Annotated in this window: 5 protein-coding genes and 1 pseudogene; 4 read left to right on the plus strand and 2 right to left on the minus strand. The window is 61.2% G+C overall.

Annotated elements, in window-relative coordinates; all coding sequences use genetic code 11:
• Positions 1-134: 134 nt before the first annotated feature.
• The 3 genes and pseudogenes from DSM107133_RS24430 to DSM107133_RS24440 all read left to right on the plus strand — a co-directional run.
• Positions 135-2,243: pseudogene (locus tag DSM107133_RS24430) on the plus strand (strawberry notch C-terminal domain-containing protein); the annotation flags it as partial.
• The gene (locus tag DSM107133_RS24435; protein ID WP_064225045.1) at positions 2,240-3,286 is read left to right on the plus strand and encodes a toprim domain-containing protein; all 1,047 of its coding nucleotides are present in this window, start codon (positions 2,240-2,242) and stop codon (positions 3,284-3,286) included. The pseudogene DSM107133_RS24430 and the gene DSM107133_RS24435, both read left to right, overlap by 4 nt.
• A gap of 298 nt (positions 3,287-3,584) precedes the next feature.
• Positions 3,585-4,496, plus strand: coding sequence for a DUF2493 domain-containing protein (locus DSM107133_RS24440; protein WP_064225044.1), 912 nt, complete (start codon positions 3,585-3,587; stop codon positions 4,494-4,496).
• Between the two features lie 8 nt (positions 4,497-4,504).
• Here DSM107133_RS24440 and DSM107133_RS24445 read toward each other — a convergent pair whose 3' ends face one another.
• Complete coding sequence (locus tag DSM107133_RS24445) at positions 4,505-4,798, minus strand: helix-turn-helix domain-containing protein (protein WP_064225043.1); 294 nt, start codon at positions 4,796-4,798, stop codon at positions 4,505-4,507.
• Positions 4,795-5,136, minus strand: a complete 342-nt coding sequence (locus tag DSM107133_RS24450) for a type II toxin-antitoxin system RelE/ParE family toxin (protein WP_064225051.1) — start codon at positions 5,134-5,136, stop codon at positions 4,795-4,797. Before DSM107133_RS24450 ends, DSM107133_RS24445 begins: the two co-directional genes overlap by 4 nt.
• Before the next feature lie 654 nt (positions 5,137-5,790).
• Between DSM107133_RS24450 and DSM107133_RS24455 the strand changes: the two genes are divergently transcribed.
• Positions 5,791-6,129, plus strand: coding sequence for a DUF736 family protein (locus tag DSM107133_RS24455; RefSeq protein ID WP_064225042.1), 339 nt, complete (start codon positions 5,791-5,793; stop codon positions 6,127-6,129).
• Positions 6,130-6,622 lie beyond the last annotated feature (493 nt).

Below are 6,622 nucleotides of genomic sequence, written 5' to 3' on the forward strand. Positions count from 1 at the left end.
CTCCTCAGACGGTTGGAAAGCCGCTGAGGTCTGCAATCAAAATAATGCGCAGCAAAGGTTGCGCCGACACCCAGAAAACAAGGAAAACAACGATAAACCTCGGACACCTTCGCATTATCGCGTCCTCGCGATTACAGATCATCCACACCAACCTTGAGGCTGCCCTACAAGCCTCTGGCATTTCGTCTGATACCGGCACCTTGAACCCCCAGGCGAAATCCGCCGCGCGCTCGGCGTTTGAGAGCAACAAGCAGCGCTTCTTCAACCACCTCATCACCGCCATGAAATGCCCCTCTCTGATCCGTTCGATCGAGGCAGACCTGGCGGCCGGTCATTCGGCGGTGATCCAGGTGGTGTCGACCAGCGAGGCGGTGATGGAACGGCGTCTCGAAGAGATCCCGCCTTCGGAGTGGGATGATCTGCAGGTCGATTTTACGCCGCGCGAGAACATCATGGACTACCTGATGCATTCCTTCCCGACGCGGCTCTTCGAGCCTTACACCGACGAGAGCGGGGATCTGCGCTCGCGCCCGGCCGTCGATGGCGATGGCAATCACATCATTTGCCGCGAGGCGGAGCGGCGGCGGGACGAGCTTGTCGAGCATCTCGGTGCCCTCGCCCCAGTACAGGGTGCCCTCGACCAGATCCTTTGGCATTTCGGAGGGGAGGCTGTGGCCGAGGTCACGGGGCGCAAACGGCGCATCGTGAAGACGCGGGAGGGGCGGCTCAGGGTCGAGAAGCGTCCCGCTTCCTCCAACCTCGGAGAAACCCAGGCCTTCATGGATGATGCCAAGCGCATCCTGATCTTCTCCGATGCCGGTGGCACCGGGCGCAGCTATCATGCCGATCTCGGGGCCAAGAACCAGCGCCTGCGGGTGCATTACCTCCTTGAGCCCGGCTGGAAGGCCGACAATGCGATCCAGGGGCTCGGGCGCACCAACCGCACCAATCAGGCGCTGCCGCCGCTGTTTCGACCCGTCGCAACAGACGTGAAGGGTGAGAAACGGTTCCTCTCCACCATCGCGCGCCGCCTCGACACGCTCGGGGCGATCACCAAGGGGCAGCGCGAAACCGGCGGCCAGAACATGTTCCGCGCCGAGGACAATCTTGAGAGCCCCTACGCACGCGCGGCGCTGCGACAGTTCTTCTACAAGCTGCGGGCGGGCAAGATCGACGCCTGCTCATATGCCAGGTTCCAGGAGATGACCGGGCTGACACTCGATGAGGCGGATGGCACGATGAAAGAGAATCTGCCGCCTATCCAGCAGTTCCTGAACCGCTGTCTGGCACTGCGGATCGACATGCAGGACGCGATCTTCGAGGCTTTCGGCGGGTTACTTTCGGCCATCATCGAGGACGCACGGCAGGCTGGCACGCTGGACGTCGGGCTAGAGACCCTGCGCGCCGAAAAATTCGAGATCGTCGACCGCAAGGTGATCTTCGAACATGAGGCGACGGGGGCGACGGCCACCGCCCTGACCGTTGAGCGTACGGATCGAAACGATCCGCTCACCCTGTCCCGCGTGAAAGCCATCTGCGCTGATAACAAAGGCGCGACGCTCTATTGGAACAAGACCTCCAAACGCGCGGCCCTGATGGTGAAGGCGCCGGCCTTCATGGATGAGGATGGCGTACCGATCCTGCGGGTGAAACTGCTACGGCCCATGGCGACCGAGATCCTCGCCCTCACCGAGTTCTCGAAATCGCACTGGGAAGAGATAGACGATGCGATGTTCGAACAGCTCTGGCAGGCTGAGGTCGACGCGGTGCCGCAGTTCACCACATCGAAGATCACGCTGATCTGCGGCCTCCTCCTGCCGATCTGGGACCGGCTTCCTGCCGACAACATGCGCATTTACCGCCTGCAGGCCGAGGACGGGGAGCGCGCTATCGGCCGTCTCGTCAGTCAGGAGCAGCTCCTGAATGTCTATTCACGCCTTGGTCTCGATTGTCAGATCGAGATGTCGCCGCAGGAAGTGCTCAGCGCGGTGATGGAAGCCAGGACGACCCTGAACCTCCTCGGCGGCTACCAGTTGCGCCGGTCGTTGGTCATGGGACAGCCGAGACTTGAGCTGATCGGCGCGTCGGGCGCGGCCCTGCCCCGTCTGAAAGCGATGGGTTGTTTTGCCGAGGTGATCCAGTGGAAGACTCGGGTGTTCATCCCAGTGGATGGCACTGACGTGCTGGCGCGGGTTCTGGCTGAGCACCCGGTGGGTGCCAGCGCAGCGGATGTCGCCGCATGAGCGCGCGGCGCAGCATCGCAGACCTCTCGGCCGCTCTGGCAGACCGTGCCGAGAGTTTCTGCCGCCAGTATTTCCCCGAGGGTCGTAAGCAGGGCAATTATTGGCAGGTCGGCGACACGTCCGGTGCAAAGGGCCAAAGCCTCGCCATCCGTCTGCAAGCTCAAGGTGAGCGCAAGGCCGGATCCTGGCAAGATTTCGCGACGGGTGAATATGGCGATCTCATCGACCTGCTGCAGGAACGGCTTGGGTCGGTCACGCTCAAGGAGACGCTGAGGGAGGCCCGGTCCTTTCTCGGCGAGGCCCCCTGCCCTGCCGCACCTCGAGACACCCAAAGGGCTGAGCGCCCTGATGCAGCCTCCGCCAAACGCATCGCGCGGGCGCGGAAGCTCTTTGCCGCTGGCAAGCCGGTGCTTGGCACCCCGGCCGCCACCTATCTGCAGGGGCGCGGCATCACACGGCTTGGACCTGCCCTGCGCTATCACCCTCGAGTCTTCCTGCGGCAGGGCGAGGACGATCCCGATCAGCCGCGAAGGGCCCCTGCCCTGCTCGCAAAGATCACCGACAAACGGGGCCAGATCACCGGATGCGCGCGGGTCTATCTCGACCCGTCTACCGACGGGTTGGCCACGATCGAGAGACCCAAACGGATCCTTGGGCAGCTGCACGGCCATGCCATCCGCTTCTGGGCCGGCGCGGGTCGCTCGGATCTCATCGTCGGCGAAGGGCTCGAAAACACCCTCTCAATCGGAACGGCTCTCCCGGAGTTCGACCTCGCCTCCTGTCTCACCGCCACCCATCTCGGCCTCTTCATTCCATCGCCGGGGATTCAGCGCATCTGGATCGCGCGGGACAATGACGATGCCGGACGCAATGCATCCATAAGATTGCGTAACCAACTGGAATATCGAGGAATTTCCTGCGGTTATCTCGTCCCTGAACTGGGCGATTTCAACGATGATCTGCGGACATTTGGCAGAGATGCGCTGCGCCGGTCTCTGTTAGGGGCCATGAAGGCAAACGGTCTGGAGATCGAGGACGGATGAGCGCCAGTCTCCCCGGTGATGCCGGACAGGGCAAAGGTTCCGCGGGTTCGATCTGATCCCGTTTGGATAAGGGGAGCGATGGACCGGCGGGTCGGGGCAGAGTGCCCCTCGCCCGGGCAGCAATGCCCCCCGAACCAGAAAATTCCCCTGCCCCTTCGGGCCATTCCTCGCGGGAGCAATTTTCCGGCCTTGGGCGCATTCTCCGCTGCGCTCCGATCCTGACGGATGCGGCCCGGTCGCCGCCGGTCCTGATATCGCCCCATCCAAATCGGGTCAGATCAAACAGAGGAACCAGACAATGCCCCATCAGACAGACATCCAAGAGGAGACCGGCGTGACCTCCGGCATCCTCGACCACCTGGCACTTCACGGCGCAACACCGGGACCCGGCGAGACCGATCACCGCCCCCTGCCCCAGCCCGACGAAGTCGAACTCGCCATGGCGACCCTCTTTGACACCACCATCGGCCTCCTCACTGGCAGCCAGTTGGAAGACAATCTCGAAGAGATGCTCTGGTCCCTCACCTCGATCTTCCATCGTCGGCTCACCCATATCCAGAAGCTTCTCGACGACAACGAATTCGAGGTCAGGGAAAGCTTGGGGCTACAGGACGGCTCCGAGGTCGCCTCGGTCGAACTCGAGCGCCTCCAGATGATCGGGCTCAAGCTCTGGGACCATCGCGACGCCTTCGAGCAGATGCGCGATCTGGCCGTAGACCACTTCTCGGCCGCCACCGGTTCGCCCTGGCTCCCCCGCACCGGATCCAAGGTCTCACATCGCGGCCTCACCTCCGCCGTGGTGGACAGCCGGGCCTATCTCTCGGCCAAGCGTCGCAAGGAGACCGAGGTGCACTGCCCCGAAGGCACGCGGATCGCTTTCTCAGGCGGGGACTATCAGGCTTACGATCTGATCTGGTCCGTCCTCGATGCCACCCATGCGAAATACCCCGACATGGTGCTGCTGCATGGTGGCACGCCCAAAGGCGCCGAGATGATCGCGGCCCGCTGGGCAGATACCCGTGGGATCACCCAGGTGGTCTTCAAGCCCGACTGGAAGAGCCACGGCAAGGCCGCCCCCTTCAAGCGCAACGACAAGATGCTCGAAACCATGCCACAGGGTCTGATTGCCACGCCCGGTTCGGGCATCACCGAGAACATCGTCGACAAGGCCCGCAAGCTCGGAATCCGCATCAAGAGGATCGGGGCTTAGGCCCCGGTTCACGCCCCGCGCAAGAGGTCCTGTACGACGGAAGGCTTCTTGGCGATCAATGCCAGCAGAACCTGTGCTGGGCCTGTCGGGTGCCGGCGCCCGTGTTCCCAGTTCAGGAGCGTACCTTTCGCGACGCCAATGCTCTTCGCAAACTCGGCCTGGGACAGGCCCGTCCGTTGCCGGACTTCGGCGACATCGACCTCCGCCACGGAAACTTCATGCACTTTGGCGTCGGCCAAATCGCCATTCGCGAAGGCCAGAGCCTCTTCGAGGCCCTTGGATACGGTTTCAAATGCACTCATGTTGCGTCTCCATATTTCGCGACAAGCGCCTTGCTCATCTCTACCGCAGCAGCTTGTTCGGTCTTTGACAGGTTGGCTTTCTCATTCTTGGCAAAGACCGTAATCAGAAAGATCGGCATATGGGTCCCGCCAAAGACATACACCGTCCTGAAGCCGCCACTCTTGCCGCTCCCCTCTCTCGGGATGCGGACTTTGCGTAATCCGCCGCCAAGAGAGACGCCCGCTTCCGGATTGGCGGCAATGAAGTTGATCGCCGCCTCACGCTCCTGGTCCGACATGATTGCCTTGGCGCGCCTTTGGAATTCGGGCAGTTCGACCACTGTCTGCAATCGCGTCATCTCTTGTCCCATATAGGTTTCGGCGGTGTATGTGTCAATGACGTATAGCATGAGCACTGGAAGGACAAGTCGCCGACGCTTGCCGGAGCTAGAGAGGATGTCCCGTCCGTTGGTAGCGGCGGCCCTTGGTCAAATGTCCTGTCGCATTTTCTGACCTAACCAACCAGCCGGGCTGTCATCTAGGGCTATTGGGTGGTTGCTGTGTCTCGTGGCGACCCGGTCTTTCGTTCCACGCTCTGATCGCGCCGAGCACTCCTCCGCATCGTGGGCGCTTCAGCGAAGACTATCGGCACGTTAGTGATCCTGGGGATGCGACTTTGACGTCTGGACTATGTCTCATCTTCGGTGAATTTGGAAGGAGTCAAGACACTCGTGGCATCTCCCTCGGCCGTTCACCCAGTTTCCTTCGTGGCCAGGGCACTTCTCCCGATGTGTTGCTTTGCATGACACGCTGGTCGCAGCTGTCGTCCCGTCCACAAAGGTTGTCGCCGATCTTTTTCCCCTGACCCACCAAAGAACAGGGGTGGGCCATTCCTCGCGCAGCAAAAAGACCGGCGCCTGCCCCTCTCCGCTGCGCTTCGCCTTCGGAGTGGTCGGGCCTTGGCCAGCTGCATGACCGCACGTCGTGCTGCAACGCAAACAAGGAGAAGAGCAATGACCACGAACTGCATCAAATTCACCAGCGCCGACATCGAAACCGCCAAGGGCGTCGGCTCCATCTCGACCTTGACCTTCGACCTCGACATCACAGTCGAACCCGTCGCGAGCACGAACCCGATGGCCCCCACACACCGCGTCCTCGGCCGCTCCCCGCGTGGCAAGCTGGTTGAGTGCGGCGGCATCTGGAAGAAGCAGAACAAGGAGACCGGCGCCGACTACTTCACGCTGACCATCCGCGACCACGGCTTCAACGCCAACCTCGGCAAGGCGGCAAGCCAGGACGATCTGTCCCTGCAGGCGATCATCCCCTGGGGCCCCAAAGACGCCGCGTGACGCAAAGAATCGGCTGGGGCAACCCAGCCGATTCTCGTTGTCTCCTATGGCACTGACACGATTTATTATGTGTTGGAGTGGCATGGGCGATGTGTTTGACGGAACCAAGTGACCACGGTTCAGATGTAGAACTTTTCTGATGCAGCTCGCTGCGTGGCTGTCGTGTTTGCGGATCCGCTAGGCGTTTCGACGCTTCAAGCCATGTGCCGTTTGACAGCCGTGCAGTTACATAAATGTATTTTAAAACAGTAGGTTAAAGTATTTTTACCGCGCCGTTCGAGTTGAGTGCTGCGCAGAAGGCCGCACCGTTGGTTCCATATGTTGGGCCGCCTTTTTCGCCGCTCACTATAGCTTGTCGCCGCATCTAGACTCGATCGTGCTGCGGGAGTGCATAAGCCACCGCGTGAAAATCGTTGTTAAGACTCATTTTTCCGTGTAGATGACACTTTAAAGGGATAAATTGCTGAAAAAGCGATATTTAGAGGGCAGGCGG

The sequence above is a fragment of the Pseudosulfitobacter sp. DSM 107133 genome (assembly GCF_022788695.1).
GTDB lineage: Bacteria > Pseudomonadota > Alphaproteobacteria > Rhodobacterales > Rhodobacteraceae > Pseudosulfitobacter.